The sequence below is a fragment of the Pannonibacter sp. XCT-53 genome (assembly GCF_009915765.1).
GTDB lineage: Bacteria > Pseudomonadota > Alphaproteobacteria > Rhizobiales > Stappiaceae > Pannonibacter > Pannonibacter tanglangensis.
In genome coordinates this window covers 843,497-868,964 of record NZ_JAABLQ010000001.1, presented here as the reverse complement: position 1 = coordinate 868,964, position 25,468 = coordinate 843,497, and the positions used below count along the sequence as shown (strand labels likewise).

Annotated in this window: 23 protein-coding genes; 5 read left to right on the top strand and 18 right to left on the bottom strand. The window is 69.3% G+C overall.

Features of this window, described 5'->3' with window-relative positions; translation table 11 throughout:
- Positions 1 to 4 precede the first annotated feature (4 nt).
- The 4 genes from GWI72_RS04105 to GWI72_RS04090 are packed head-to-tail and all read right to left on the bottom strand — an operon-like array spanning position 5 to position 4,800.
- Positions 5 to 1,021, bottom strand: coding sequence for an ABC transporter permease (locus tag GWI72_RS04105; protein ID WP_161707917.1), 1,017 nt, complete (start codon positions 1,019 to 1,021; stop codon positions 5 to 7).
- Positions 1,014 to 2,573: a sugar ABC transporter ATP-binding protein gene (locus tag GWI72_RS04100; RefSeq protein WP_161707916.1), complete on the bottom strand. Its 1,560-nt coding sequence runs from the start codon at positions 2,571 to 2,573 to the stop codon at positions 1,014 to 1,016. The genes GWI72_RS04105 and GWI72_RS04100 overlap by 8 nt, the downstream gene beginning before the upstream one ends.
- The gene (locus GWI72_RS04095; RefSeq protein WP_244314200.1) at positions 2,570 to 3,742 is read right to left on the bottom strand and encodes a Gfo/Idh/MocA family protein; all 1,173 of its coding nucleotides are present in this window, start codon (positions 3,740 to 3,742) and stop codon (positions 2,570 to 2,572) included. Before GWI72_RS04095 ends, GWI72_RS04100 begins: the two co-directional genes overlap by 4 nt.
- Positions 3,739 to 4,800, bottom strand: coding sequence for a sugar phosphate isomerase/epimerase family protein (locus GWI72_RS04090; protein ID WP_161707915.1), 1,062 nt, complete (start codon positions 4,798 to 4,800; stop codon positions 3,739 to 3,741). Before GWI72_RS04090 ends, GWI72_RS04095 begins: the two co-directional genes overlap by 4 nt.
- A gap of 149 nt (positions 4,801 to 4,949) precedes the next feature.
- Between GWI72_RS04090 and GWI72_RS04085 the strand changes: the two genes are divergently transcribed.
- Positions 4,950 to 5,957, top strand: a complete 1,008-nt coding sequence (locus GWI72_RS04085; protein WP_161707914.1) for a LacI family DNA-binding transcriptional regulator — start codon at positions 4,950 to 4,952, stop codon at positions 5,955 to 5,957.
- 40 nt (positions 5,958 to 5,997) lie between these two features.
- Here GWI72_RS04085 and GWI72_RS04080 read toward each other — a convergent pair whose 3' ends face one another.
- Entirely contained in the window at positions 5,998 to 6,582 is a 585-nt protein-coding gene (locus tag GWI72_RS04080) for a LysE family translocator (RefSeq protein WP_161675759.1), read from the bottom strand.
- 254 nt (positions 6,583 to 6,836) lie between these two features.
- On the opposite strand from GWI72_RS04080, the gene GWI72_RS04075 reads away from it, so the two are divergent.
- The 3 genes from GWI72_RS04075 to GWI72_RS19905 all read left to right on the top strand — a co-directional run bounded on the left by GWI72_RS04075 (position 6,837) and on the right by GWI72_RS19905 (position 8,706).
- A complete protein-coding gene (locus GWI72_RS04075) occupies positions 6,837 to 7,301 on the top strand; it encodes a DUF2147 domain-containing protein (protein ID WP_244314199.1) in 465 nt (154 codons plus the stop codon).
- Between the two features lie 628 nt (positions 7,302 to 7,929).
- Positions 7,930 to 8,139 (top strand): cold-shock protein, encoded by a 210-nt coding sequence (locus tag GWI72_RS04070; RefSeq protein WP_161675758.1) that lies wholly within the window; start codon positions 7,930 to 7,932, stop codon positions 8,137 to 8,139.
- A 273-nt stretch (positions 8,140 to 8,412) separates the two neighbouring features.
- The gene (locus GWI72_RS19905) at positions 8,413 to 8,706 is read left to right on the top strand and encodes a hypothetical protein (RefSeq protein WP_179956014.1); all 294 of its coding nucleotides are present in this window, start codon (positions 8,413 to 8,415) and stop codon (positions 8,704 to 8,706) included.
- A gap of 678 nt (positions 8,707 to 9,384) precedes the next feature.
- On the opposite strand, the gene GWI72_RS04060 is transcribed toward GWI72_RS19905, so the two are convergent.
- The 6 genes from GWI72_RS04060 to fliK all read right to left on the bottom strand — a co-directional run bounded on the left by GWI72_RS04060 (position 9,385) and on the right by fliK (position 15,619).
- A complete protein-coding gene (locus GWI72_RS04060; RefSeq protein WP_161707913.1) occupies positions 9,385 to 10,098 on the bottom strand; it encodes a glutathione S-transferase N-terminal domain-containing protein in 714 nt (237 codons plus the stop codon).
- Positions 10,099 to 10,189: 91 nt separating this feature from the next.
- The gene (locus tag GWI72_RS04055; protein WP_161707912.1) at positions 10,190 to 10,684 is read right to left on the bottom strand and encodes a GNAT family N-acetyltransferase; all 495 of its coding nucleotides are present in this window, start codon (positions 10,682 to 10,684) and stop codon (positions 10,190 to 10,192) included.
- Between the two features lie 64 nt (positions 10,685 to 10,748).
- A complete protein-coding gene (locus tag GWI72_RS04050) occupies positions 10,749 to 12,437 on the bottom strand; it encodes a glycosyltransferase family 39 protein (protein ID WP_161707911.1) in 1,689 nt (562 codons plus the stop codon).
- Positions 12,438 to 12,567: 130 nt separating this feature from the next.
- Positions 12,568 to 14,049: an Asp-tRNA(Asn)/Glu-tRNA(Gln) amidotransferase subunit GatB gene (gatB, locus tag GWI72_RS04045; RefSeq protein ID WP_161675754.1), complete on the bottom strand. Its 1,482-nt coding sequence runs from the start codon at positions 14,047 to 14,049 to the stop codon at positions 12,568 to 12,570.
- A 311-nt stretch (positions 14,050 to 14,360) separates the two neighbouring features.
- Positions 14,361 to 14,633 carry an EscU/YscU/HrcU family type III secretion system export apparatus switch protein gene (locus GWI72_RS04040; RefSeq protein WP_161675753.1) on the bottom strand — a complete coding sequence of 91 codons (273 nt, stop codon included), beginning with the start codon at positions 14,631 to 14,633 and terminating at the stop codon, positions 14,361 to 14,363.
- A complete protein-coding gene (fliK, locus tag GWI72_RS04035; protein WP_161707910.1) occupies positions 14,630 to 15,619 on the bottom strand; it encodes a flagellar hook-length control protein FliK in 990 nt (329 codons plus the stop codon). The genes GWI72_RS04040 and fliK overlap by 4 nt, the downstream gene beginning before the upstream one ends.
- Positions 15,620 to 17,452: 1,833 nt before the next feature.
- Between fliK and GWI72_RS04030 the strand changes: the two genes are divergently transcribed.
- Positions 17,453 to 17,704: a DUF6455 family protein gene (locus GWI72_RS04030; RefSeq protein WP_161707909.1), complete on the top strand. Its 252-nt coding sequence runs from the start codon at positions 17,453 to 17,455 to the stop codon at positions 17,702 to 17,704.
- Between the two features lie 158 nt (positions 17,705 to 17,862).
- Here the strand turns inward: GWI72_RS04030 and GWI72_RS04025 are convergent, their stop codons facing one another.
- From GWI72_RS04025 to gatC, 7 genes are all read right to left on the bottom strand, one after another.
- Complete coding sequence (locus tag GWI72_RS04025; protein WP_161675750.1) at positions 17,863 to 18,165, bottom strand: phosphatidylglycerophosphatase; 303 nt, start codon at positions 18,163 to 18,165, stop codon at positions 17,863 to 17,865.
- Between the two features lie 342 nt (positions 18,166 to 18,507).
- Entirely contained in the window at positions 18,508 to 20,286 is a 1,779-nt protein-coding gene (gene mdoH, locus GWI72_RS04020; RefSeq protein ID WP_161707908.1) for a glucans biosynthesis glucosyltransferase MdoH, read from the bottom strand.
- A 1-nt stretch (position 20,287) separates the two neighbouring features.
- A complete protein-coding gene (locus GWI72_RS04015; protein WP_161675748.1) occupies positions 20,288 to 20,632 on the bottom strand; it encodes a hypothetical protein in 345 nt (114 codons plus the stop codon).
- A 35-nt stretch (positions 20,633 to 20,667) separates the two neighbouring features.
- Positions 20,668 to 22,269: a glucan biosynthesis protein gene (locus GWI72_RS04010; protein ID WP_348272638.1), complete on the bottom strand. Its 1,602-nt coding sequence runs from the start codon at positions 22,267 to 22,269 to the stop codon at positions 20,668 to 20,670.
- Positions 22,270 to 22,534: 265 nt separating this feature from the next.
- Positions 22,535 to 23,632, bottom strand: coding sequence for an NAD(P)/FAD-dependent oxidoreductase (locus GWI72_RS04005; RefSeq protein ID WP_161707907.1), 1,098 nt, complete (start codon positions 23,630 to 23,632; stop codon positions 22,535 to 22,537).
- A 24-nt stretch (positions 23,633 to 23,656) separates the two neighbouring features.
- Positions 23,657 to 25,129 (bottom strand): Asp-tRNA(Asn)/Glu-tRNA(Gln) amidotransferase subunit GatA, encoded by a 1,473-nt coding sequence (gene gatA, locus GWI72_RS04000; RefSeq protein ID WP_161707906.1) that lies wholly within the window; start codon positions 25,127 to 25,129, stop codon positions 23,657 to 23,659.
- Between the two features lie 18 nt (positions 25,130 to 25,147).
- Positions 25,148 to 25,435, bottom strand: coding sequence for an Asp-tRNA(Asn)/Glu-tRNA(Gln) amidotransferase subunit GatC (gatC, locus tag GWI72_RS03995; protein ID WP_106755294.1), 288 nt, complete (start codon positions 25,433 to 25,435; stop codon positions 25,148 to 25,150).
- Positions 25,436 to 25,468 lie beyond the last annotated feature (33 nt).

The window sequence follows — 25,468 nt, the reverse complement described above, 5'->3', positions numbered from 1 at the left end:
TTTATCACCGCCCTTCGGCGGATCCCTTGCCCCGCTGCAGAACCACAGCGAGGACGATGATGACCCCCTGGATCGCGCCGTTGAGATAGGGCGAGACCAGGTCGGCCAGATTGAGAATGTTGTCGATGAGGCTGAGAATGATGACGCCCACGACCGTGCCCCAGACGCGGCCATAGCCGCCCTTCAGGGCCGTGCCGCCGATGATCACGGCGGCAATCGCCTCCAGCTCCCACAGGAGGCCGGTCGAGCCCGAGGCCGAGCCAAGGCGCGGCACATAGAGAATGGTGGCAAGGCCGACCAGAAGGCCGAGCACCACATAGGTCATCAGCTGCACCTGGGCGACATTGACGGCCGAGTAGCGCGCAACCTTTTCATTGGAACCGATTGCTTCGCAGTAGCGACCGAAGCGCATGTGGCGCATGGCGATTTCGCCGAGGATCGCCACCAGCGCAAAGACCAGGATCGGCCAGGCGATGCCGAAGAGACCGTCGTAATAGACCGGCCGGTAGAACTGGCGGGCGGCGAAGTCGAGGCTGAGCGTGCCGCCATCGGCGATCCAGGTCACCAGCGAGCGGAAGATGCCCATGGTGCCGAGGGTGACGATGAAGGGCTCGATGCCGGCCCGGGTGATCAGGAGGCCATTGCCAAGCCCGGCGAGAAGACCGACGGCGATGGCAACCGCCATGCCGGCCAGCACAAGCGGCACGCCGACGCCGAGCACCGGCACCAGCGCGTTCATGGCGAGGATCATCATGCCGGCGATGAAGGCGGCCATGGAGCCGACCGACAGGTCGAGCCCGCCGGAGGTGATGACGAAGGTCATGCCGACCGCGATCATGCCGATGAAGGCGGACCGGGCGAGCACGTTGGTGATGTTGCCGGCCGACAGGAAATTGTCGTTAAGCAGGGCCCCGGCGATGACGAGGACGATGAGCGCCGCCAGCGGCCCGAGCGCCGACAGGCTGAAGCGGGCAAAACCGGGCGAACGGGCGGCCTGGGGGGCGTGGGTGACGTCAGACATGAACAGTCTCGCTGGCTGGCTCGCTGGAGCGGGAGGCGGATGTGCCCATGATGAGCCGCACCACGGCGGTCTCGTTGATCTCCTCGCCCGCGAGTTCGCCGGCCACGCGGCCCTGCCGCATCACGAGCACCCGGTCGGACAGGCCGAGGATTTCGGGCATGTCGGAGGAAATGACGATGACGCTGCGCCCCTCGCGGGCAAGCCGGTCGATGAAGGCGTAGATCTGGCTCTTGGTGCCGATGTCGATGCCGCGCGTCGGCTCGTCGATCAGGATCACCTCGGGGCCGGGCAGCAGGGTCTTGGCGAGCAGGAGCTTCTGCTGGTTGCCGCCGGAGAGGTTGCCCACCTTCATGTCCCGGCGCGGGGCGCGAATGTCGAAGTCGCGGATGGCCGCATCGAGGGCGACCTCCTCACGGTCCCGCGACACCAGCAGCAACCCGAAGCGCTCGAGCGCGGACAAGGTGAGGTTCTCGCGCAAGCTCTTGCCAAGCAGCAACCCGCGCTCCTTGCGGTCCTCGGTGAGATAGGCAATGCCCTGCGCGGTGGCAGAGCGGGGCGTCGGCAGCGACACGGGCTGCCCGTTGCGCCGGACCGTGCCGAGATGGGAGCGCAGGCCGGCAATGCCTTCAGCAAGCTCGGTGCGGCCGGAGCCGACGAGGCCGGCAATACCAAGCACCTCGCCCCGGCGCAGGCTCAGGCTGACGTCGCTCACCAGCGGCGGCACGCTGAAGCGCTCCAGCTGCAGCACCACATCGCCGAAGGCGCTGCGGCGCGGCGGGAAGATGTCGGACAGGTCCCGGCCGACCATGGCGGTGGCCATGCCATCCTCGGTGAGCTCGCCCCGGACGGCCCGGCGGACGACCGCGCCGTCGCGCAGCACCGTGATGCGGTCGGCGAGATGACTGACCTCGTCAAGACGGTGCGAGGTGTAGAGGATCGCGGTTCCCGCAGCCCTGAGGCGCTCGATCTGGCGGAAAAGCACGGCCACCTCGCGGTGGGTGAGCACGGCCGAGGGCTCGTCCATGATCAGGACGCGGGCCTTGCGCGACAGGGCCTTGGCGATCTCGACCATCTGGCGGTCGCTGACGGGCAGATCCCGGATGCGGGCGTCCGGACTGACCGCGCAGTCAAGGTCGGCCAGCAGGCGGGCGGTGTCGGCGCGCATGGCGGCATGGTCGAGGAAAAAGCCGCCGCGCTCGCGCCCGAGCCAGATGTTTTGGGCAACGGTCAGGTCCGGCGCGAGGTTGAACTCCTGATGGATGACGACAACGCCGCGCGCCTCCGCCTCCGCGCCGCCGGAGAAGATCGTTTCATGTCCATCAAGACAAACGGAACCCGATGACGGCGCGAGATAACCGCCGAGGATCTTCATGACCGTCGACTTGCCGGCGCCGTTCTCGCCGATGAGGGCATGAACCTCGCCGGGGCGAAGGTCGAAGTCGATGCCATGCAGGATCTCGATGGGGCCGAAGCTCTTGCGCACGCCGGACAAGGCCAGAACCGGAGCTGAAGCCGCGGCCGGGGCCGGGGCCGGGGCGACGGGCGCGCTCACAGCGACACCCAGGCGGCGTTGCGCTTCGACGAGGCAACGGCGGCAGCGATGAAGCGCATGCCCTTGAGGCCGTCGTCCAGCGTCGGATAGGTGACGGCCGGGTCGGGCCCAGTCCCAGTCCCAGTCCCAGTTCCTGTTCCAGTCGCGGCCTGGCGGGCGTGGATGGCCCGCGCGGCCTCGAGATAGAGCGTGGCGAAGGCCTCGAGATAGCCTTCCGGGTGGCCGGCCGGCACGCGGGTGACGCGGGCGGCGGGGGCGAGCACGCCCGCCCCGCCCCGGGTGATCAGCCGCTTCTGCTCGCCGAAGGGGGTGAACCAGAGGCGGTTCGGCTCTTCCTGGCTCCACTCCAGTCCGCCGCGGTCGCCATAGACGCGCAGGCGCAGGCCATTCTCGTTGCCCGGTGCCACCTGGCTGGCCCAGAGCATGCCGCGCGCGCCCGAGGCATAGCGCAGCAGGATATGGGCGTTGTCATCGAGCGGACGGCCGGGCACGAAGCTGGAAAGATCCGCCGAGAGGGCCGCAGGATCCTCGCCGGTGACAAAGGCGGCGAGGTTGAAGGCATGGGTGCCGATGTCGCCAAGCGCGCCGCCCTGGCCGGAGCGGGCCGGGTCGGTGCGCCATTCGGCCTGCCGGGAGCCGGTCGCCTCCACCCGCTCGGTGAGCCAGTCCTGGGCATATTCGACCTGGACGAGGCGCAGCTGGCCAATGTCGCCGGCCGCGACCATGGCGCGGGCCTGCCGCACCATCGGATAGCCGGTGTAATTGTGCGTGAGGATGAAGAGCGCGCCGGACTTTTCCGCCGCCCGGGCCAACTGCCTGGCCTCGGCCATGGTCGCGGTCAGCGGCTTATCGCAGATGACGTGGATGCCGCGACGCAGGAAGGCCATCGCGGGTTCAGCGTGGAGGTGATTGGGCGTGACGATCGCCACCGCCTCGATACCGTCCTTGCGCCGGGCCTCGCGTTTCGCCATCTCCTCGAAGCTCGTATAGGTGCGGGCCGGATCGAGGCCAAGCTCGGCGCCAGAGGCGCGGGCCCGGTCCGGCGCCGACGAGAGCGCGCCGGCGACGAGCGTGAAGGCGCCATCAAGGCGCGCGGCCATGCGGTGCACGGCGCCGATGAAGGCCCCCTGCCCGCCACCCACCATACCCAGACGCAGCGGCCGCATCATGCCCCCTCCAGCCCGAGAAGCCGGCGATTGGCCGCCCGGTCGGTGCCGGCGGCGGCGAAATCGTCGAAGGCCCGCTCCGTGACGCGGATAATGTGATCGCGCACGAAGGCTGCCCCCTCGCGGGCGCCGTCCTCGGGATGCTTGAGGCAGCATTCCCACTCGACGACGGCCCAGCCGGGGAAATCCATCGCGGCGAGCTTGGAGAAGATGGCACCAAAGTCGATCTGGCCGTCGCCGAGGCTGCGGAAGCGGCCGGCGCGGTTGACCCAGGACTGGTAGCCGCCATAGACGCCCTTGCGTCCGGTCGGGTTGAACTCTGCATCCTTGACGTGGAACATACGGATGCGCTCGCCGTAGATGTCGAGGTGGTCGAGATAGTCGAGCGCCTGCAACACGTAATGCGACGGATCGTAGAGCATGCAGGCGCGGGCATGGCCGCCGACCCGCTGGAGGAACATCTCGTAGGTGTCGCCGTCGAACAGGTCCTCGCCCGGGTGGATCTCGTAGGCGATGTCGACGCCGCAGTCCTCGGCATGGTCGAGGATCGGCCGCCAGCGGCGGGCGAGCTCGTCAAAGGCTTCCTCGATGAGCCCGGCGGGGCGCTGCGGCCAGGGGTAGACATAGGGCCAGGCGAGCGCGCCGGAGAAGGAGGCCATCGCCGACAGCCCGAGGTGACGCGAGGCGGTGAGCGTCTTCTTCACCTGCTCCACCGCCCATTCGGCGCGCGCCGCCGGCCGGCCGCGCAGCGCCTCCGGCGCAAAGGCGTCGAACAGCGTGTCATAGGCCGGATGCACGGCGACCAGCTGGCCCTGCAGATGGGTGGAGAACTCCGTCACCTCGACGCCGTTGTCGCGCGCCTGACCGGCCCAGTCGTCGCAATAGCCCTTGGAGGCAGCGGCCTTGTCGAGGTCGATCAGCCGGGCATCGAGCGTCGGCACCTGGACGCCGGCATAGCCGCAGTCCGCCGCCCAGCGGGTGATCGCCTCCCATGAATTGAATGGCGCGGCATCGCCCGCGAACTGGGCGAGAAAGAGGCCCGGCCCCTTGAGTGTCCGCATCTGCTCCTCCCTGAGCGAGTGCGTGCTGTGCACTGCACAATGTAATCGTTTGCAAGAACGGTATTATGCAAATGTAATCGGTTGCAAGAACAATTTTGGCGGTGATTTTTGGGATTGAGCCTGCCCCGCAGGCGTCGTAAGACAGGGCCATGAGACCAAACAGGCCGAAAATCAGTGACGTAGCCCGTGTGGCCGGTGTGTCCACCGCCACGGTGAGCCGCGTGCTGAGCAATCCGGATCTCGTCAGCTCGGACACGCGCGAGGCCGTGCAGGAGGCGATCCGCACAACCGGATATCGGCTGAACCTTGCCGCCCGCAACCTGCGGCATCAGCGCACCGGCAGCATCGTGGCGCTGGTGCCGAACCTCGCCAACCCGTTCTTCTCCGAAATCCTGTCCGGCATTGCCGCCGTGCTGGGGGAAGCCGGCTACAATCTGCTGGTTGCCGACACCTGCCGCACCAGCGCACAGGCGCTGATCGACTATGCCGAGCCTGGCCGAGCCGACGGCCTGATCGCGCTGGACGGACGGCTGCCAGCGGAGGAGCTGAAGGGCAAGGTGCCGGTGGTGGTGGCCTGCGAATGGATCCCGGGACTGGCCGCCCCGCGTGTGAAGATCGACAACCGGGCGGCGGCCGGGCTGGCCATCGATCATCTGGTCGCGCTTGGACACAGGCGGATTGGCCATGTCAGCGGGCCACGCGGCAACGTGCTGACCGAGGCGCGTCTGTCAGGAACTGAGGAGGCCTTGACGCGCCATGGCCTCGCCCTGGCGGGGGACGCGCTGCAGATCGGCGATTTCAGCCTCAATTCGGGCCGGGACGCAGCCCGGCGCTGGCTTGACCTGCCGGCCGCAACCCGGCCGACGGCGATGTTCTTCGCCTCTGACCCGATGGCCTGCGGCTTCATCGGCGAGGTGCAGCGGCACGGGCTGAAGGTGCCGGAGGATGTCTCGGTCGTCGGCTTCGACGACATCGAGCTGGTGGCGCATATGTCGCCGCCGCTGACCACGATCCGCCAGCCGCGCCATGACATCGGACGGCTGGCCGCCGAACGGTTGCTCGCCCGGCTGAAGGGCGAGACGGCGATGGACGACACGGTGCTGCCGGTTGACCTGGTGGTGCGCGGCAGCACGGCGGCCCCGCGCCAGCCGGCCTGAGCACCCACACGAACCGGCGCGGGTGCAGCCCCCCGGCCGGTCAGCCCAGCGTGAAGGCGTGGGCGCTGACCATGCCGGCGAGCAGCGCCAGCACCAGCGCGCTGAACCGGTAGCCGATCCGGCCCGACACCCGCCCGGACAGACCCCGCGCCATCGCCGAGCCGGCCAGGATCCACAGCCCCCCGGCACAGAGGATCAGCGCGGCCAGGCTGCCCATCCAGGGCAGCAGCGCCAGCCCGTCCGCCTCGGCCGGGATCAGCGTGAAGGCGAAGATGATCGCCTTGGGATTGAGCAGCGTGGTGACGAAGACGCGGCGGACGCCGATCGGCCCGCCGCCTGCCTCCGCCGTCGCGCCGAACCGCCACAGGCGCAGCGCCAGATAGAGAAGATAGCCGGAGACGGCCAGGCGCAGCGCCGTCTCGAAGGCCGGCACGGCAGCAATGGCCGGGCCGACGCCCTCGCGCAGGATCAGGATTGCCAGCACATAGCCGCCGATCTCGCCCGCCAGCAGCGGCAGCGAGCGCAGGACGCCACGGCCGGCCCCGGAGGTCGCCAGCAGCGTGTTGGTGGGGCCAGGCGTCGCAAGCAGCGCCGTCGCCCCCAGAAGGAAGGTCTCAAGGGTCATGCCGCAGCCATGCCACGATGCCTCGCATCCGTCGTTGATCTGGATCAGACGCCCGACAGCGATCTAGGGCAGACCGGTCCCGGCAGGCAAGTCCGGCGTGCCTTGGAAAAGGGCGCGGCGAACGGGGGCGCGGCCACTGGGCGGGCGCGGCGGAGAAACGCGACGCCCTTCCCTTACGGCACGACTTTTCAGCCCCGGACAAAGCGCGTAGCCTTCCCTTTGCGTTAAGGGAAACATCCCGGGAGGAGATACGCATGACCATGACTGTCCGGGCAGGCCTGAAGGGCCTCGCCTCCGCCTTGCTGTTGACGGCCGCAGCCGCCGTCACCGTGACCTTCACCCTGACCATGACCCCGGCCCCGGCGGCCGCCGCCGAAGCCAAGGGCGAGTGGGCCCGTCCGACGGGCACCTCGCGCATCAAGATCGCCCCTTGCGGCGACGCGCTCTGCGGCACGCTGGTCTGGCTCAAGGATCCGCGCAACGACGACAAGAACCCGGACGAGGCCAAGCGCAGCCGGCCGCTGCTGGGCAGCCAGACGGTGATCGGCATGAAGCCGACGGGCAAGGACGGCCAGTGGAAGGGCAAGGTCTACAATGCCGAGGACGGCGAGACCTACACCGGCTTCATCCAGATGGACGGCAACGACAAGCTGAAGCTGGAAGGCTGCGTGATGGGCGGCCTGCTGTGCAAGGGCGAGACCTGGACGCGCGTGAAATAGCCAGCCGCGACACCCGGTCCGGACCGCCCCCGCCGGCGAGCGAACCGGGAGCGAACCGGGAGCGAACCGGGAGCAAAACGCAAGCAGACCCCAAGCGGAACGCCGGCGGAATGCAGGCGGGACCGCAACCGGCGCAGCCCGCCGACACGGGCAGCGCGGGCCGGCACCGGCTGGCCCGCCTGCCCTGCCCTTCGGCGTCTCGCAACGGCAACGCCCGACGGAGCGTTCGGACGTGCCGTCTCGGCCCCACGCCTGAGGACCCGGATCCCTGTCAGATCTTGCGAGGATCCACAGCCAGATTTCCGCAAGATCTCGCCAGGATCAGCCCCCTGTTCCTGGCCGGGGCCGCAGACAAAAGATCATCGGTGACAGGGACGAAATTCTGCTCGCAATTTGCCATAATTTTCACACGAAAACCGGGGCGCGGCAAAAAACAATCAAAAATAGAATTGCGACCTTGACACAAGACCCCATGATCTTTAAATAAGGGTCATCGATATTTGTCTGCCGAGCTTTTGTCTCTACGCGATTGATACCGCGTTCTGAACCTATCTCCCTTTCAAAATCGCTACCCAAAGTCACGTCAGGGTTCTGACGAAACATCTCTAATCCTATGAAAGGGCTCACCATGACCAATGGTACCGTAAAATGGTTCAACGCCACCAAGGGCTTCGGTTTCATTCAGCCGGATGACGGCGGCCAGGACGCCTTCGTGCACATCTCCGCCGTCGAACGCTCGGGCATGCGCGAAATCGTCGAAGGCCAGAAGGTCGTCTACGACCTCGAGCGCGACGCCAAGTCGGGCAAGATGTCGGTTCGCAGCATTCAGGCTGCGTAACGCGACCACGTGACATGAGGTCGGCTTTCCTTTGACCACGGATGTACTGGCACTGTCGAAAGCGCGACGTCAGCAAAGGTCAGGCTTAACGCCTGGCCTTTTTTGTTGTCCGGAGCCGGGTGCGCCCGGCCCGGACCCCCGCTGTGCCGGACACGCCCGGCCTGTTTCCGGCCGGTTTTCCGGTCGGTTTGCCGGCCGGATGCGTCTGGCCGGACTGATCTGGCCGGACCTGTCCGGCCAGCCTCCCCTCCCGTCTCACCGGAAGGCATGCCCATGACCGAAAAACTGAGCCGCGACCGGCAGAAGGCCGAAGAGGCCTTTGCGCGGACGCAAGGACCCGCCCGACCGCGCAGCCGCGCGGAAGAGGAACTGGACCAGATCGTGCAGGCGCGGGCGGAAAAGACGCAGCGCCTGAAGCAGGCCCGCCTCGACCGCGAGGCGGCCGACCGGGCGGCCGGCCCGACCGCGCCACGCCCTGCCGCATCGGCGGGCGCAAGGCTCGCCCCGATCACGACCGCGCCAGGGGCCGCGCGCAAGGCCCCGCCGCGCAAGCCCGGCAAGGCCTGACCGGCAGAGCTGAACAGAAGACCCGGGCAGCTCGCCGGGCAGCTGGCCGTGCAGACGGTCTGGGGGGGCGGCCCCGGCGGGCTGCGCCGGGCCCGTCACGCCGGTCGCAGCGCGGCACCTTGCGATGATCTGCTGTCTGGTCAGGGCCTGAGACAGGACCCGAAACGGGACTGAACAGGTCCGAAAAAATCTGCACTGGCCTGAACAGGCGCGATCCCGACGCCGGCGCGTCAGCGCACGCGACGCGGCAGCACGGATGGGGACAGCCGGAGTGCCGTCACTGGCCAGTGTCACTGGCCAACGTCACTGGCCGACGTCATTGGCCGGTGTCATTGGCCGCCATCATTGGCCGGAGTCACTGCTCGGGGGCACTGGCCGGCCGGGTCGCCGCACCGCCGGCCGGACCGCGCCCGCGCGCCAGATTGGCCCGTTCCCGGATGACGTCCGGGACAGGCCCCGGATCACATCCCGATCACGTGCGGGACAGGCCCCGGGTCACGTCCAAATCAGGTTCAAGAGGGGGGCCGGCTCGGGTCAGGCTCGGGATCAGGTTCCGGCCGGGTGGCTCGCTGGCGCCTGGCTTGTCCGGACCGCGGGGACCGGGCGCCGGGGCAGCGGGGCCAGGCGGTGCGACCGCCCGCCCCCTGCGCCTTGCGGCGCCCGTCAGGACGGGGGCGATCAGCGGGCGCGCTGGTTGAACAGGACGCTCTGGGCAGCCTTGTTGTCGGCCAGCTGCAGCTTCTCGCGCTCCTCGCGGCCGACGGCCAGTCCGCGCTGCACGGCGGGCCGCGCCTCGAGCCGGGCCTTCCAGGCCTTCACATGCGGGAACTCCTCAAGATCCATGCCCTGCCGCTCCCAGCCCTGCGCCCAGCCGATGATGGCCATGTCGGCAATGGTGTACTGGCCAGCGGCGACATAGTCGCGGCCGTCGAGGCGCTTGTTGAGAACGCCATAGAGGCGGTGCGTCTCGTTGAGATAGCGCGTCATGGCGTACTCGATCTTTTCCGGCGCATAGATGCGGAAATGATGGTTCTGCCCCAGCATCGGGCCAAAGCCGCCCATCTGCCACATCAGCCATTCCTCGACCTCGACCCGGCCCCGCTCGTCCGCCGGGTAGAACTGGCCGAACTTGCGGCCGAGATATTGCAGGATCGCGCCGGATTCAAAGACGGAGATCGGCTGGCCGCCGGGGCCTTCCGGATCGACGATGGCCGGCATCCGGTTGTTCGGCGCAATCGCCAGGAACTCCGGCCGGAACTGGTCGCCCGCCCCGATGTTGACGAGCTTCAGCTCATAGGGAACGCCAAGCTCTTCCAGCAGGATCGAGATCTTCCAGCCATTCGGCGTTGGCCAGTAATGCAGTTCGATGGGCTGGGTCTGGGAAACGGTCATGGCTGGGCTCCTTGCCTCAGGCCCGGACCGCACCGGATCAGGGCCAATTCATCGTAAAGATACGATAGGATAGGCCGCCGGGCGACCGGATTCAAGCCGCGACCACCGCCGGCTTGAGCATCTTCCGGAAGCCGACGTGGCTCGCCTCGAAGCCGAGGCGGACGTAGAAGCGGTGCGCATCGACACGCGCGCTGTTCGACGTGAGCTGGATCAGGCAGCAGCCGGCGGCCCGCGCCCGCGCCTCGGCATGCGCCATCATCTGCGCGCCGATGCCCTGGCTGCGCCGGTCCGCCCGGGTGTGCACGCTTTCCACCATCGCCCGCGGCCGCCCGCCGAAGCCGAGGCCCTTGAGGACCGTGAGCTGGTAGGTGGCGACGACGAGGGCCCCGTCGAGCACCACGAAAAGATCGGTCTCGGGGGCTGCCCGGATCGCCTCGAAGGCGGCAAGAAACGCGGCCGGATCGTCCGGGGCTGTTGCGGGGGCGGCAGCTGGAAGAGCCCCGACGGCGCCCGCCCGCATCAGCTCGAGAATGGCCGGCAGGTGCTCCGCAGTGGCCGGGACGATGGAAACGGACGTGCTGGACATGGTTCCCCGATCAGGTCGCAAGCCCCCGCCATCGGGGGCCTCAGGGCGTGACTGATGCCACAGCTCACTGACACATTGGTGACGACGGCACCAGAAGGGCCACGCCGAAGGTCGTGACCCGGTGCCCCCGCTCAAGCCACAGATGCGGCCAGCCGGCGGCGATGAACCGGGGCTCGGCCGCCAGATCCGCCGCCGCAAGCGCCGGGAAGCGGCGGGTGACATCCTCGGCGGCCGCCAGCTCCGGCCTCCCCTCGCCCGCCTCCCAGACCAGGAGACAGACGGCCCGCGGCGGCGTGTCCGGCCGCCAGGACGGCCCGACGATTCGCGCCTGCGGGAACAGGACGCGCAGGTTGCCGGCGGTGTAGTCGTCATCCCCCACCAGCGTGGCCCCGGCAGCCCCCAGCGCCGACAGCTCCGGTTTCAGCTGGTCATAAGGCTTCATGTGACGGCAGGCGCCGCCGCAGAGCAGACGCTCGGGCGCGACGAGGCCCGGGACACGGGCGGCAAAGGCAACGAGCGCCAGCCCGAGAAGCGACAGGCCGAGCAGCCGGCGGCCGCGCGCCGGCAGCGTCCCGATGCGGGCAAACAGCCAGAGCGGCAGCAGCAGCAGCAGGGCGTGCATGTGCCGCTCCTTCACATAGGTGGCCCCGCTGAGCAGGATGCCGGCCGCCGTCAGCCCGATGGCAAGGGCGACCGTGCGCCCGCAGAGCCGTGCCACCGCAGCCGCCTCGACCGGATCAAGGGCTGAACCGTCCAGAACCGGCCTGTCCGGAGCTGGCCTGTCCGGAGCTGGCCTGTCCTGAGCCGACCTGTCCGCCCCAGGTGCCGATGAGCGTCCGGCCGTGAGCCCCTGGCGAAGCGGTTGCCAGAACAGGAGCAGCACCAGCCCCAGGAACGGCATCAGGAACCCGAACAGGCTCCAGCCGAGCCGGCCGAGACCGGTCACCGCCCGGATCACGTGGCCCTCGACCTCCTCGGTCACCATGACGCTGGCGGTCTCGCCGACCAGCCCGGAGGGCTGCGCCAGCACCCAGGCGAGATAGGGACTGTAGACAAGGGCCGCCGCCGCACCGGCCAGCGCAAGCCCGCCGGGCGACAGGCGGCTGCGCCAGTGGCGGTCGGACAGGACCGCCAGCGCCAGTGCGAGCGCAAAGAGCGCGAAGGAGTGCTTGGCGAGGAGACCGGCACCAAGCGCAAGCCCCACCAGCAGGTAATCGGCGAGGCGGCCGGACGTGAGCGCCCGCACGAGCGCCAGCGCCGTGGCCGCCGAGGCCGCGACCAGCACCACCGTGTGGGTGACCCCCTCGTGCAGGTTCCAGCCGAGCTGATAGAGCGCCGAGAAGGAGAGGAGGCAGAAGGCCGCGGTAAGCGGCGGCATGGCACGCCGCGCCAGCGCCAGAAGACAGGCTGCAGCCCCGAGCAACAGCGCGTATTTCAGCAGCAGGAACGACCAGATGGTGGGACCGACGACCTGCTGCAGCGACCACAGGAGCCACTCGTAGAGCGGCGGCTGGCGCAGGCTGTAGCCCGGTTCCAGCGTCTGGGCGAGGACATTTTCCATCATGTCGTCGGTGCCGATGACCGGCGACAGCAGCCCGCGCAGGAGGAGATGGGCAAGCGCCCAGAGGGCGACAAGGGCAAGCACGGCCGCCGGATGCGCCAGCCCCCGCGCGCCCTCGACCTGACCGGGCAAGGGAGGGAGCGGCGTGTGTGTGCCGGGCAGTCGACCGTCGTTCGGGCGAACGGTGTTCATCAGGTTGCAAACGCTGCCGCCGCAGCGCCCTCTCCCCACCCCAAGGATGACGAGTGCCCGCCTTGCCCCCCGGCGAGCCCTCAAGGCAAGACCGGGCCAGGCGCACGGATTGCGCGCCCGGCCCGGGATTTCAGTCGATGCCGATCTTGGCCTTGAGCAGGTCGTTGACCGCCTGCGGATTGGCCTTGCCCTGGCTTGCCTTCATGACCTGGCCGACGAACCAGCCGAGCAGTGTCGGCTTCTCGCGCGCCTGGGCGACCTTGTCCGGGTTGGCGGCGATGATCTGGTCGACCACGGCCTCGATCGCGCCGAGGTCGGTGACCTGCTTCATGCCGCGCGCCTCGACGATGGCCGCCGGATCGCCGCCCTCGGTCCAGACGATCTCGAACAGGTCCTTGGCGATCTTGCCGGAAATCGTGTCGGACTTGATGAGGTCGATGATGCCGCCGAGCTGGTCGGCCGACACCGGGCTGGTCTCGAGGCTCAGGCCCTCCTTGTTGAGGCGGCCGAACAGCTCGTTGATGACCCAGTTGGCTGCGACCTTGGCGTCACGGCCCTTCGCAACCTGCTCGAAGAAATCGGCCGAAACCTTTTCGGCAACGAGAACATCGGCGTCATAGGCGGTAAGGCCGTAATCGGCAACGAAGCGCGCCTTCTTGTCATCCGGCAGCTCGGGCAGATGCGCGGCCAGCTCGTCGACATAGGCCTGCGTGAACTCGAGCGGCAGGAGGTCCGGATCGGGGAAGTAACGGTAATCATGCGCCTCTTCCTTGGAGCGCATAGAGCGGGTCTCGCCCTTCACCGCGTCATAGAGGCGGGTTTCCTGGTCGATGGCGCCGCCATCTTCAAGGATCGCAATCTGGCGGCGGGCCTCATACTCGATGGCCTGGCCGACGAAGCGGATGGAGTTGACGTTCTTGATCTCGCAGCGCGTGCCGAAGCCCTCGCCCGGACGGCGCACGGAGACGTTGACGTCGGCCCGCATGGAGCCCTGGTCCATGTTGCCGTCGCAGGTGCCGAGATAGCGCAGGATCGTGCGCAGCTTGGTCAGGTAGGCCTTGGCCTCGTCGGCCGAGCGCAGGTCCGGCTTGGAGACGATCTCCATCAGCGCCACGCCCGAGCGGTTGAGGTCGACGAAGGACATGGTCGGATGCTGGTCATGCAGCGACTTGCCCGCATCCTGCTCCAGATGCAGCCGCTCCACGCCCACCTCGACGCGCTCGTCCGGCATGTCGAGGATGATCTTGCCCTCGCCGACGATCGGCTGCTTGAACTGGGAAATCTGGTAGCCCTGCGGCAGGTCCGGGTAGAAGTAGTTCTTCCGGTCGAACACGGACTTGAGATTGATCCGGGCCTTCAGACCCAGACCGGTGCGGATCGCCTGGGCGACGCATTCCGCGTTGATGACCGGCAGCATGCCCGGCATCGCCGCATCGACGAGGCTGACGTTGGAATTGGGATCCTTGCCGAACTCGGTCGAGGCACCGGAGAAGAGCTTGGCGGCGGAGGTGACCTGGGCATGGACTTCCATGCCGATCACGACTTCCCAGTCGCCCGTGGCGCCCCTGATGAATTTTTTCGGATCGGGCTTACGTGCCTCGACAATCGTCATCTGATCTCAAACCCTGTTCACATGCCTGTTGAGCCCGGCCGGCCGCCTGCCGGATGCCAGGCCAGGCGCAGGCCGAAACCCCGGTCTGGAGGAGGACCGGGCCGGCGCGCATCCCCTGTTGCCTAGACGGGAATTGCGCCTCCCGCAAGAGGGGGCGCGCGCGCAACATCCATTTCCGCCGGCAGGCACCGCACCCGATCTTGCGGGACGTCAGGCGGCGCGTCCGGCTGCAGGGGCGAGCCCGCAGGCCGCGCCCCCGGCCCTCCTCCCAGGACTTCCAAGCTGGCTCCCGTCCCCGACAGGAGACGGGCCTATCCCGGGGCGCGGCCGGTGCGCAGGATGAAGCCGATCAGCACCGCGACCGCCTGGTAGAGCTCGGCCGGGATCTCCTCGTCCAGCTCGATGCCGGACAGCGCCTCCGCCAGCATCGCATCGGCCTGGATCGGCACGCCGGCCTCGCGGGCGGCCTGCAGGATGCGCTCGGCGACCGCCCCCCGGCCCTTGGCGGTGACCGTGGGGGCACCGCGGTTGTCGTATTTCAGCGCGATGGCAAGGCGCGGGGGCTTGTCGTCACCGGCCGTCATGAGCGCGTGTCCGCATGCTGGCCGCGCGGCGCGCTGGTCTTCTGGATCTGCAGGCCGGCAAGCTCCAGCCCCTCTTCCGCCAGCAGCGCCTGCAGCGTCCCGGAGAGGGCCTGGAAGGCTGCGACCGTTTCCGGCTGCTCGGCCCGCAACACGACGGCCAGCGCCTTGCCGCGCAGGCTGACGGCCGCCTCCACCGGACCGGTGGCGGGCAGCGCGAGCGCAAAGCGCACGCGCCACTCCGCCGCCCCCTCGCCCGCCTCGCCCGCACCGCCGCCGTCCCGGCCGATGGAGAGGGTGAGAAGCCGGGTCTCGCCACCGACATAAAGCAGCAGGTCAAGGGTGAGGTCAGCCGCCCGGGCGGCGGCCTGCGACGGGGACGAGGCCCCTGCCCCGGCCTCGGTCGCGCCGCTGCCCCGGGCGTGGCTGCGGCGCAGGTCCTGCACCAGCGCCTCGTCGAGGGCGCGGGCGAGACGGGCCAGCGTGCCCTGGACCTGCGCCTCCTGCCCGGTCAGACGGGCAAGAGAGACCGCCTCGCCGGGCGTCAGTCGCGCGCCGACGCTCTGCGGATCCGCCCGGCCCGGCTTCCCCGCCGCAGCCGCGAGGGGCGCTGCCTGGGCGCCGCCGGCACGCGCCGGCGCGGACGCAGCGCCTTCCTGGCTGTCGGCGACGAGACCGGCCAGCGTCAGCAGGAAGCTGCGCAGGCCATCGGCCCTGGCCACCGTCGCCAGGGCGCCGGTGGCCGGCTGGCCCGCCCCGCGCGGCAAGGCCAGGCCGGCGACCAGCTCCACTGCCGCCCGCAAGGCCGCCGGATCCGTCGCCGCCTCGGCCGGCATCCGGAAGCCGCGCAAGGTCGCGGTGAAGGACTGGAGCGCGGCCGGCAGGCTGGCGGTCTCCGGCCCGTCCGCCAGCGCGAGGACGGACGAGAGCGCCTGTTCCAGCGCCGGTTGCGACCCGAGACGCGGCAGCAGGGCCGGATCGGAGGGCATGGCCGGCCCGGGCCGGGTCGCGGCCGGGCCCGCTGCCGGTGAGAGGGCCGCCGGCGCCGGCCCGGCAGCGGCCGGCAACGTGCCAGCTTGTCGGGGGGCGCCAGCTTGTGGGGCGGCGGCAGCTTGTGCCGATGGTGCTGCGGGTGATGTGGCTGCGGGTGATGCGGGTCCGGGTGATGTGGGTCCGGGCGGCGGGGGCGTCCCGGGCGAGGCGACGCCGGCCGCCGGGGATGTCGGGGACGCTGCTGAGGTCCCTGTGGGGGCCAGTGTGAAAACCTGTGCGGGGGGCGCAGATGGCGACGCGGTCGCCGGACTGCCGGCGACAGGACCACCCGGCAGGGGAGCCGCACCTGCCTGGCCACCTGTCTGGCCACCTGTCTGGGAACCTGGGCCGGCAAGCACGGGCGCGGCCGGGGACGTGCCCGGTGCTGCAGGAGCGAGGGGGCCACTTGCGGCCGGCGTCGGGGCAGCCCCCGCCGGCGAACCGCCGGGCGGGAGCGACGCGGCGGCTCCGGCTCCGGCTCCGGCTCCGGCCCCGGCCGCCGGAGCACCCGGTGTGCCGGAGGCGGCTGCCGGCAAGGGGGTGGCCGGAGCACCCGGTGTGCTGCTGGCGGCTTGAGGACCGGCAGCGGGGCCCTGCGCCCCCGCCGGACCCGCAGGGGACAAGGCGCCTGCCGCCGCGCTCCCGGGCGCAAGGCCGGCGCCGGAGGGCAAGGCCGGACGCGCGGGCGCAGTCCCCGACGGGAGACCGGACGCGGGAGCCCCGGGCTCTGCCGGCAGCGGCGCAGCCGGCGCGGCGACGGATGGCGGCGCACCGGGGCCGGGACCGGGCCCGACAGGCTGGGCCAGGGAGGGCTGGGCAGGGGAAGATTGGGCGGAGGTCGGCTGCGCGGGGGCGGGCCGGGGCGAGGCAGACTGGAGGGCCGCGTCGGGTCCCGGGGCCGGCACCTGGCCTGGTACCTGGCCCGTTACCTGGCCCAGTGTGGCGGCGGACAAGAGGCCCGGGGAGCCTGCGGGCGCGCCGGAGACCGGCCCGGTCTGCGGCACCCCGGCAGACGGGGCGACAGGCGTCGACGACGCCGGGAAGGACGGGACAGGCAGCGTCCGGTTTGCCGGGCCAGACCCGGGCGACGGCTGGCTGGCGGCCAGTGCGGCAAGCTGCGTGCCGAGGGACTGGCGCAGGACCTCGGTGGCCGGGCGCGCCGGGGCCGGCAGGTCAGAAGGCGGAGGCATCGGCGTGAGGGACGCGCCCTGCCCCGCAGCCCCGGGCAGCGGCGGCGCCGAGCCTTGCGGCAAGGGCGGCTGCGCCGCGCCCTGCGGACGCTGAAGGGCTTGCAGATCGACGCTCACCTTGAGCCGCAGCACCGGATCGGTGGCCTCGACCTCGACACGCACGGGCGTTCCGGGGGGCAAGGGCGCGTCGCTCGCGACCTCGAGCGTCCCGCCGGGGACGGCCAGTCGCATCCTGTCGGAGGGCCCCTGCACCACCCGGCCCGACAGCACGGTGCCCTCGCTCAGGGCCGGCGCGGCCGACGACGCGCTGCCCGCAAGGGGACTGGCCTGGGTCGGAGGAAGTTCGGCTGCCACGGCATCTCCTTGCCCGCAGGTCGGACGGCGCACCGGACGCCTCCGGACCAGCCCGGACCAAGCTTGGCCCGCAAGGCCCCCCGGACGAGAGGGGCAACGGTGCGGGCGGGACAAAGGCGACGACGGGCCACGCGGACGGCTGATTGTTTGCCGGAGCTTGATCAGCGTCAAGGCAGTCCACATCGGGACAGGCGACACCTGTCGATCTGACGGCCTGCCCTCCCGCAGGCCAGGGGAGATACAGGCATGAGCTGGATGGACCGGTTGAACGAACGGGCCGAACTGATGGGCCGCATGATGCGCACCGTCGGGGCGATGCAGGCCGGTCACTCCGCGACGGGCACCTCCGAGATCCGCCTCGCGGCGTCGCGCTGCATGGGCTGCGATCAGGCAGAGGCGTGCCGCCACTGGCTGGATGCCCACCCCGAGGGTGCGGACAAGGCACCGGATCTCTGTCCAAACCAGGATCTCTTTTCCACCTGGCAATCACGCGGCTGATCGAGATCCGCCCGCCCGACTGGCCAACTGACTGACTGACGCGGACAAGCGGACACCTTTTGTGGTGTCTCCTTGCCAGAGAGCTTTTGCCAGAGAGGTATCGCCGGCGCGCCTTGACCGGAGCCGAGTGGCCCGGCCGGACGTCGGGACCGTCAGCGTCAGGCGCTGCGGCCGAACATCCGCCGGACCGAGAAGACAAGCGCCGCCGCGCAGCCGCCGGCAACGAAGCGGAACGGGAAGGCCGCGAGGGCGCCGACTTCCGGGGTGAACTGGGCGGAGCCGGTCACGCGCAGCGCCGCGTCGACCACCACGGACAGGCAGGCCGCCGCAAAGGCGGCGATGGCGATCTTGACCTTCGCATCGGCATACCAGCCCAGCAGCCCGCCGGTCAGCAGCGCCAGCGGGTTGAGGAGGCCCGAAAGGCCGATCAGGCTCGCCCAGGTGTCTTCGGATCCAAACATGATCTCTCCTTATCGCCTCTGTGATCGCTTGGCGAGCACCGGCTTGGAGTTGCGCCGATTTCACGGAGTTTCAAGGCCTTCCCGCAAAGACAGCACAGAAAAATCACGCCAGGGTCGCCCTCGTGCGGCTCACGCCGGCCGGCGCGGGACGCCGGACACGCCCCGACCCCGACAGGACAAGGGCCCGACCGGGGCCTCTCGTCACGGGGGCCTCTCGTCACAGGAGGCTGACATGAGACGGGCCGGAGCATGGCTCCGGCCCGGACTGAACGGCAGCAAGGCGATGGCCAGGCGACTGTCAGGCGACTGTCAGGCGACTGTCAGGCGACTGTCAGGGGACCATCAGGCGGCGCGCGCGGGCGTCGCCGGCTCGGCCTCGAGTTCTCCCAGTTCGCGCCGCATGCCGAGGATCACCTCTTCGGGGTGGATCTCGTACGGCGTGAGGAAGAAGCCGAGGCTGCGGAAGGCGCGGCCGACGGCCACCGACGAGGTGACGAAGACGATCAGCGGCGCCAGGATCAGCGGCAGCGCAATCGGCATCAGCCAGTATTGCAGGTCGGGCGTGTATTCGACCGCGAAGGCAAGGGCCGCGGCACCGCCGGCGCTCATCCACCACGTCGCCTTGACGCTGGAGGCGAAGGACAGGGAGCCATCGGCCCGGTCCGCCGCCGGCCAGCCGGAATCGCCGCCGAACACGATCTGCATCACCGAACGGCTCTGGAACATCATGTGGATCGGCGCCAGCAGCGAGGTGATGACCAGCTCCAGCACGGCGCTGAGCGTCACCATGACCGGCCCGCCGAAGTACTTCGCATCGCCGCGCAGCAGCGCACGGACCAGCAGGATCGCCTTGGGCAGGATCAGGAGCGCAACCACGCCGAACAGCAGCGCCAGCGCGGTGGTGGTTTCCGGATGCGGGAACACCGGGAACGGCGAGCGGGCGTCGAAATACACCGGCGGCGGCGCGAAATGGGGCGCAGCCAGCGAGGCGACGATGAAGGCGAGCCAGATCGGCGAGGACAGATAGGCAAAGATGCCCTGCACGATCGAGATCCGGCTCCACAGCCGCAGGCGCGGCGCCGCCAGCAGGCGGGCGTGCTGCAGGTTGCCCTGGCACCAGCGCCGGTCCCGCTTGGCATAGGCGACCACATTGGCCGGGGCTTCCTCGAAGGAGCCGCCGAGATCGGGATCGACCCGCACCGTCCAGTCGTCGCGGGCCAGCAGCGCCGCCTCGACGGTGTCATGGCTGAGGATGTGCCCGCCGAAGGGCGGCTTGCCGGAGAGCGAGGCCATGCCGCAGGATTCGGCAAAGGCGCGCACGCGGATGAGGGCGTTGTGGCCCCAGAACGGCCCCTCTGTGCCCTGCAGCGCAGCCACGCCGCGGGTGAAGACCGGCGAGTAGAAGGCGGCGGAGAATTGCAGCACCCGGCCGAACAGGGTGTTGAGGCCGATCACCTGCGGCAGCGACTGCAGCAGGCCCAGCTTCGGGTCGGCCTCCATGCGCCGCACCATCTCGATGATGGTCTCGCCGCGCATCAGGCTGTCGGCATCGAGCACCAGCATGAACTCGTAGGCCCCGCCGGACGTGCGGATGAAGTCGGCGATGTTGCCGGCCTTGCGGCCGATGTTCTGGGTGCGGTTGCGGTAGTAGAGCCGGCCGCCGGCCTTGAGCTGGATCAGCGCGGCGCGATAGGCCTCTTCCTCGGCGGCCACGCTCGCGGGCCTGGTGCTGTCGGACAGCACGTGGAAGTCGAACAGGTCGCCGTAGCCGGCCTCGGTGATGGAGCGGTACATGGCCGCGATGCGCGCGAAGACCGGGCCGGTGTCCTCGTTGTAGACAGGCACGAGGATGGCGGTGCGCAGCGTCGGGCGAGCGGAGATGCTGGCGACCGGGGGCGGATTGAAGAGAACGCCGAGAATGGCCGTGCAGGCACCCCAGGCAAGCCAGAAGGCCGTCAGCACGATGAGGCTGACGCGCAGGATGTCGACCCAGTCGAAGCCGTCGGACTGGACCACGGTGCCAAACATGGAAGCGGCGGCAACCGTCATGGTCGCCGCCAGCACGATGGCTCCGATCCGCCGGACGGCGACCGCGAAGCGGCCCTCCCCGGTTCCGATCATCTCAGCCTCCGACCGACGAGCGCGGTCCGATCAGGCCGCGCAGGAAGGCGCGGAAGCTCGAGGCCGACAGGTCCATGCGGCCCTGCAGGTCATGCTCGGGCATGGCCAGACCGACGCGGGGTTGCGGCAGCGGCGCACAGGAGGCGACCGCCGCGATCAGGTCGAGATCGCCGCCGGACAGCAGCTCCTCGACGGTTCCCGTCACGCCAAGGTGAACCATGGCGGAAGCGAGCGCGCCCATCAGCGTGGCGTCGTCCAGATCCGGGCGGGCGAAGCGGCTGCGCGCATGCGCGAGGCCGTCGGCCAGCGGATCGGCGGACATCGCCAGATACGCGTTATCGTCCATCAGAGAAGCCTCCTGGTCTCTCAGAACAACTGCACTCATACCGTTTGGTTCCATTGGTACATCCAGGTCTCGGTCACTGCCTTGCCGTTCAGTGCCAGAGACAGGGTCATTTCGGAGGGCCGGCCCGCATCCTCGCGAACGAGATCGAAGATGTAGCGCCAGGAGCCGGTTTCAACCTGCTGGAGGATCGGGTTCTGCACGCTGGCATTCTGCACCCACAGGCGCGGCTCCAGCGGCGCATCGGCCCCTACCCCCATCAGCGGACCGCCCTTGAACTCGACGACGAACTTGCGCAGCGCCTCATCGTAGTCGGAGGCGGCGGTGCCACCATGCCCGGTACGTGTATGCAAGACCTGCGCCAGATCGGTGCCCGGCTCCGGTTCGCGGCCCCAGTACATGCGGTAACGGAACCGGTACTCGGAGCCCGCCTCGGCGCGGGTGTCGGGGATCCAGAAGGCGGCGATGTTGTCGTGGATTTCTTTTTGCGACGGAATTTCGGCGAGCATGACATGACCACGCCCCCAGTCGTCAAGGGGCTCGATCCACAGCGACGGGCGGCGCTCGTAATGGGCCTCCATGTCCTGGTAGCTGTCGAAGGCGCGATCCCGCTGCAGCAGGCCGAAGCCCTTGGGGTTCTCGGCGGTGAAGAAGGACAGCGCCAGGTTGACCGGGTTCACCAGCGGCCGCCACATGCGCTCGCCCGACTGCTGCAGGATCAGCAGGCCGTCGCTGTCATGCACCTCCGGCCGGAAGTCGTCGAAGCCGAGGTGGTCGTTCTCGCCGAAGAGATACATCGAGGTGAGCGGGGCAACGCCCAGCCGCTCGACCGCACCGCGCAGGAAGATGCGCGCATCCACCTCGACCTCGGTGTTGATGCCCGGGGTGATGCGGAAGGAATAGGCCCCCGTGACGCGCTCGCTCTCCAGCTCGGCATAGAGCACGACATCGTTCTGCCCCGGCTGCGGCCGCTCGATGAAGAAGCGGGTGAAGCGGGGAAACTCCTCGGGCCGGCCGGCGGCGGTGTCGATGGCCAGGCCACGCGCGGACAGGCCGTAGATCGAGCCCTTGCCGAGGGCGCGGAAATAGCTGGAGCCGAGGAAGGTGATCAGCTCGTCGCGGTAGTCGGGACGGTTGAGCGGGTAATGCAGGCGGAACCCGGCCACGCCCGGCAGGTCGACCGCCTCGTAGTCGGCCGCAACCAGCGGCTCGCGGTACTCGAAATCGGCACCGGTGAAATGCATCTCGCGCAGGACCGGGCCGTCGATCTCGAAGATCTGCACCGGCTTGGTGTAGAGGCCGCCCGGATGGAAGGCATGCAGCTCGTAGGCAAGGTCATCGTTCTTCCAGACCGCGCGATCCATGCGGAAGCGGATGGCGCGATACTGGTCGTAGTCGAGCTGGGCGAACTTGTCCGGCACGCCGACAACGGTCTCGGCAAAGGCCTCGCGCGCCTTCTGGCGCATGCGCTCGGTCATCTCGTCGAAGGAGAAGGCGGGCTGCGGCGCGGCACCGGCGGGAACCGCAGGCGCGACGGGCTGCTGCTGGGCACTGGCCTGACCGGAAAGGAATGGCAGGGCGCCGGCAAAGGCACCGAGGCACACGGAACTGGTCACAAGAAACTTGCGTCGGTCGATCACGTCTGTTGCCCGAAGGAAGGGTTGTCGCAGCGAAGTCGGGGGGTCGTGCCGTTTCGCCAGACGGCAGGACTATGCGGCAATAATATGAGGTACTTAGGCCTTTCGTCCATCAAAATGCTGCAACGCGGCACACCGGCACTCATTATTTTTGTCGCATCGGTCGAGTTGAACCACCAACCCGTTAACAAGCCGCCCCACGGCGACCTGCAGGACATTGTTTAGGCGGCAATTGAGGCGGGATTTCGGGAGCGGGTCGGGTCATGGATTAAACTTCGTTAATCTTGTCGAGGACTTCCCCGGCGATGGCCAGGCAGGACGTCAGGCCGGGCGATTCGAGGCCCATCAGCAGCACCAGTCCGGGATGGCCGTGCCCGGACGCCCCCTCGATCCGGAAGTCGGCCGCCGGATCGCCCGGCCCGCCGAGCTTGGGCCGGATGCCGGCGTAGTCGGGCTGCAGCGCCCCCTCCGGCAGGCCGGGCCAGTAGCAGCGGACCGCCGCCTCGAAGGCAGCCCCGCGCGCCGGATCAACCCGGTAATCCTCGGTCTCGATCCATTCCACATCCGGACCGAAGCGGGCCTGGCCGGCCAGATCGAGCGTCAGGTGGATGCCGAGACCGCCCGGCACGGGCACGGGGTAGATCAGGCGCGAGAAGGGCGCGCGGCCGGCGAGGCGGAAATAGCTGCCCTTGGCGAGGCCGAAGCGCGGCAGCCTGTCGCCGGCAAGGCCGCGCAGCAGCGCCGGCGTGCCAAGCCCCGCCGACAGGACAAGGCGCCGGCAGGTCAGGCGATAGCCCCCCTCCCCGGCGATCTCGACGGCATAGCCACCGGGCACTGCTTCGATGGCGGCAACGCAGGTGTTGAGCACCACCTGCCCGCCGGCGGCCTCCAGATCGCCCTGGAGCGCGAGCATCAGCGCGTGGCTGTCGATGATCCCGGTCGACGGCGACAGGAGCGCGGCGGTGCAGGACAGCTCCGGTTCCAGCGCCCGCGCCGCAGCCGCGTCGAGCCGGACCAGATCCTCGACCCCGTTGGCGGCGGCCGCTGCCGCAATGGCGTCAAGCTGGCCCGCCTGCCCGGCATCGGTGGCAACGATCAGCTTGCCGAGCCGGCGGTGAGCGATGCCGCGCCGGGCGGCATAGGCATAGAGCGCCTTGCGGCCGGCAACGCAGAGCCGGGCCTTGAGGCTGTCGCGGGGATAATAGATCCCGGCGTGAATGACTTCCGAACTGCGGGAGCTGGTTTCCGACCCGATGAGGCCGTGGCGCTCCAGCACCATGACCTCATCGCCGGCAAGCGCCAGCGCCCGCGCGGTTGCAAGCCCCACGACCCCGGCACCGATGACAAGCGTCTGGACGTCGGTCATGGCCGGGGCCCCGGATCCTGGCTGTTACCACCAGCGGCTGGCGGTGAAGCGGCCAGCCGCCTTCTCGATCACCTCGGCGACCTGGAACAGCGTCTCCTCGTCGAAGGGACGCCCGATCAGCTGCAGGCCGAGCGGAAGACCGGAGGCCGACAGGCCGGCGGGAACGGAGAGGCCCGGCAGGCCGGCCATGTTCACCGTCACCGTGAAGATGTCGTTGAGGTACATGGCGACCGGATCGGTGATCTCGCCCGGCGCAAAGGCCGCATCCGGGGTGGCCGGCGTCAGGATCGCATCGACGCCTGCCTCGAAGGCCAGGTCGAAGTCCCGCTTGATCAGGGTCCGGACCTTCTGGGCCTTGAGGTAATAGGCGTCATAGTAGCCGGCCGACAGCACGTAGGTGCCGATCAGGATGCGGCGCTGCACCTCGGCACCGAAGCCGGCGGCGCGGGTGTTCTCGTACATGTCGATGATGTCGTTGCCCGGCACGCGCAGGCCGTAGCGCACGCCGTCATACCGGGCAAGGTTCGACGAGGCTTCCGCCGGAGCGACGATGTAATAGGCAGGCAGTGCATATTTCGTGTGCGGCAGCGAGATGTTGACGATCTCCGCACCGGCGTCCTTCAGCCAGGCGATGCCCTGCTGCCACAGCGCCTCGATTTCCGCCGGCATGCCCTCGACACGGTACTCGGCCGGAATGCCGATGCGCAGGCCCTTCACGGACTTGCCGAGCGCGGCCTCGTAGTCCGGCACCGGCAGGTCGACCGAGGTGGTGTCCTTCGGATCGACGGAGGCCATGGACTTCAGCAGGATGGCGCAGTCCCGCACGGTCTTGGCGATCGGGCCGGCCTGGTCGAGCGACGAGGCGAAGGCGACAACGCCCCAGCGCGAGCAGCGGCCGTAGGTCGGCTTGATGCCGACGGTGCCGGTGAGCGCGGCCGGCTGGCGGATCGAGCCGCCGGTGTCGGTGGCGGTGGCCCCGAGGCAGAGACTGGCGGCAACCGCGGCAGCCGAACCGCCCGAGGAGCCGCCCGGAACCAGCGCCTGGTCGGAGCCGGCCTTGCGCCACGGGTTGACCACGTTGCCGTAATAGGAGGTCTCGTTCGACGAGCCCATGGCGAACTCGTCCATGTTCAGCTTGCCGAGCATGACGGCGCCATCGGCCCAGAGATTGGCGGTGACGGTCGATTCGTACTCCGGCTTGAAGCCGTCGAGGATGTGGCTGCAGGCCTGGGTGTGCACACCCTTGGTGGCGAAGAGGTCCTTGATGCCCAGCGGGAGACCTTCGAGTGCGCCGCCCTCGCCCCGGGCCAGGCGCGCGTCGGAGGCCTTGGCCATGTCGCGGGCCTGGTCGCCGGTCACCGCCACATAGGCGTTGATCTTCGGGTTGGCAGCCTCGATGGCGCCGAGAAAGGCCTCGGTCAGCTCGGTCGAGGAGAAGGACTTGGCCTTGAGGCCGTCGCGGGCCTCGGCCAGCGTGAGGTTGGTCAGATCGGTCATGGTTCGGTCCTCGCCCGCTTACTCGACAACTTTCGGGACAACGAAGAAGTTGTCCTCGGTGACCGGCGCGTTGGCGACGACCTTGTCCGGATAGCCGCCGTCGGTGACGCCATCCGCGCGCTTCTTCATGGTCTGGGCAACGACCGAGGTCAGCGGCTCCACGCCGTCGATGTTGACCTCGTCGAGCTGCTCGACGAAGCCGAGGATCGCATTGAGTTCGCCGGTCATGCGGGCGGCACTCGCCTCGTCGACCTTGATGCGCGCAAGCCGCGCAACCCGCTTCACCGTCTGGATGTCTACGGACATGGGATGATCCTGAAAGTCAGCGCCGCAACCGGA

Excerpts from the sequence above, each read along its gene's own strand:
- GWI72_RS04105 (WP_161707917.1), bottom strand. The coding sequence starts at position 1,021 with ATGTCTGACGTCACCCACGCCCCCCAGGCCGCCCGTTCGCCCGGTTTT.
- GWI72_RS04095 (WP_244314200.1), bottom strand. The coding sequence starts at position 3,742 with ATGATGCGGCCGCTGCGTCTGGGTATGGTGGGTGGCGGGCAGGGGGCC.
- GWI72_RS04090 (WP_161707915.1), bottom strand. The coding sequence starts at position 4,800 with ATGCGGACACTCAAGGGGCCGGGCCTCTTTCTCGCCCAGTTCGCGGGC.
- GWI72_RS04085 (WP_161707914.1), top strand. The coding sequence starts at position 4,950 with ATGAGACCAAACAGGCCGAAAATCAGTGACGTAGCCCGTGTGGCCGGT.
- GWI72_RS04080 (WP_161675759.1), bottom strand. The coding sequence starts at position 6,582 with ATGACCCTTGAGACCTTCCTTCTGGGGGCGACGGCGCTGCTTGCGACG.
- GWI72_RS04075 (WP_244314199.1), top strand. The coding sequence starts at position 6,837 with ATGACCATGACTGTCCGGGCAGGCCTGAAGGGCCTCGCCTCCGCCTTG.
- GWI72_RS04070 (WP_161675758.1), top strand. The coding sequence starts at position 7,930 with ATGACCAATGGTACCGTAAAATGGTTCAACGCCACCAAGGGCTTCGGT.
- GWI72_RS19905 (WP_179956014.1), top strand. The coding sequence starts at position 8,413 with ATGACCGAAAAACTGAGCCGCGACCGGCAGAAGGCCGAAGAGGCCTTT.
- GWI72_RS04060 (WP_161707913.1), bottom strand. The coding sequence starts at position 10,098 with ATGACCGTTTCCCAGACCCAGCCCATCGAACTGCATTACTGGCCAACG.
- GWI72_RS04055 (WP_161707912.1), bottom strand. The coding sequence starts at position 10,684 with ATGTCCAGCACGTCCGTTTCCATCGTCCCGGCCACTGCGGAGCACCTG.
- GWI72_RS04050 (WP_161707911.1), bottom strand. The coding sequence starts at position 12,437 with ATGAACACCGTTCGCCCGAACGACGGTCGACTGCCCGGCACACACACG.
- gatB (WP_161675754.1), bottom strand. The coding sequence starts at position 14,049 with ATGACGATTGTCGAGGCACGTAAGCCCGATCCGAAAAAATTCATCAGG.
- GWI72_RS04040 (WP_161675753.1), bottom strand. The coding sequence starts at position 14,633 with ATGACGGCCGGTGACGACAAGCCCCCGCGCCTTGCCATCGCGCTGAAA.
- fliK (WP_161707910.1), bottom strand. The coding sequence starts at position 15,619 with ATGCCCTCCGATCCGGCCCTGCTGCCGCGTCTCGGGTCGCAACCGGCG.
- GWI72_RS04030 (WP_161707909.1), top strand. The coding sequence starts at position 17,453 with ATGAGCTGGATGGACCGGTTGAACGAACGGGCCGAACTGATGGGCCGC.
- GWI72_RS04025 (WP_161675750.1), bottom strand. The coding sequence starts at position 18,165 with ATGTTTGGATCCGAAGACACCTGGGCGAGCCTGATCGGCCTTTCGGGC.
- mdoH (WP_161707908.1), bottom strand. The coding sequence starts at position 20,286 with ATGATCGGAACCGGGGAGGGCCGCTTCGCGGTCGCCGTCCGGCGGATC.
- GWI72_RS04015 (WP_161675748.1), bottom strand. The coding sequence starts at position 20,632 with ATGGACGATAACGCGTATCTGGCGATGTCCGCCGATCCGCTGGCCGAC.
- GWI72_RS04005 (WP_161707907.1), bottom strand. The coding sequence starts at position 23,632 with ATGACCGACGTCCAGACGCTTGTCATCGGTGCCGGGGTCGTGGGGCTT.
- gatA (WP_161707906.1), bottom strand. The coding sequence starts at position 25,129 with ATGACCGATCTGACCAACCTCACGCTGGCCGAGGCCCGCGACGGCCTC.
- gatC (WP_106755294.1), bottom strand. The coding sequence starts at position 25,435 with ATGTCCGTAGACATCCAGACGGTGAAGCGGGTTGCGCGGCTTGCGCGC.